Origin of the sequence: Rhodococcus phenolicus (genome assembly GCF_001646785.1) — a bacterium.
Taxonomy (GTDB): domain Bacteria; phylum Actinomycetota; class Actinomycetes; order Mycobacteriales; family Mycobacteriaceae; genus Rhodococcus; species Rhodococcus phenolicus.
The window spans coordinates 1-881 of the sequence record NZ_LRRH01000179.1 but is presented as its reverse complement, the minus strand read 5'-3'; the positions used below and the strand labels follow the sequence as shown (position 1 = coordinate 881).

Annotated in this window: 1 protein-coding gene; it reads right to left on the bottom strand. The window is 70.5% G+C overall.

The annotated features are described in order from the left end of the window. Nucleotides 1-881: NAD(P)-dependent alcohol dehydrogenase (locus tag A8G15_RS28610; protein ID WP_068166586.1), on the bottom strand; the 881-nt coding region annotated here is incomplete at both ends.

The following is an 881-nucleotide window of genomic DNA, read 5'->3' as shown; positions in this document are numbered from 1 at the left end:
CGGGTGCCCCAGTACGGGGTCACGACGGAGGCCCCGAACGGGATCATGAAAAAACCGACCTTGGCGTGTGCGCCGGCGTGGATGCCCACGATCGAAATGTGCCCGTCGATCGCAACCACCTGCTGCGCCATGTCGATCGTCGACTGAGCGCCGACAAAATCGAACACCGCCGTCGCGCCCTCACCGCCGGTCAGCTCCCGGATCGCGTCCGCCGCACCGGCGCCCGACTTCACCGCCGCGTCGGCGCCGACCTCGCGGGCGAGCGCGAGGCGGTCGTCGTCGAGATCGACGGCGATCACGCGAGCGGCGCTGACCGCGCGCAGAATCTGGATGCCGACGTGACCGAGTCCCCCGACCCCGATGACGACCGCCGTCGAGCCGGGTCCCAGCAGCGGCAGGACCCGTGAGATCGCGTGGTACGGCGTCAGGCCGGCGTCGGTGAGCGGAGCCGCGGCGACGGGGTCGAGGTCCCCGATCGGGACGAGGTGGCGCGCCGAGTCGACGATCATGTATTCGGCCATCGACCCGGGCGAGCCGAGACCGGGCGGGGTGATACCCAGCTCGGCGGCGCGGGTGCAGTAGTTCTCGCGGCCACGCGCGCACGCGTGGCACGCACCGCACCCCCACGGCCCGTACACGGCGACCGCGTCCCCCGTCTCGAATCCGGTGACGCCGTCGCCGAGTTCGGCGATGGTGCCGATACCCTCGTGACCGAGAGTGAGGGGAAGACCGTAGGCGTACTGCTCCGCCGGCATGTCCATCACGAAGATGTCCGAGTGGCACAACCCGGCCGCGGTGACCTTCAACAAGATCTCACCCGGCCCGGGCGCCGGAGTAGGGAGGTCGACGACGACCGGCTCGGAGCCGATCTCGGTGTACTG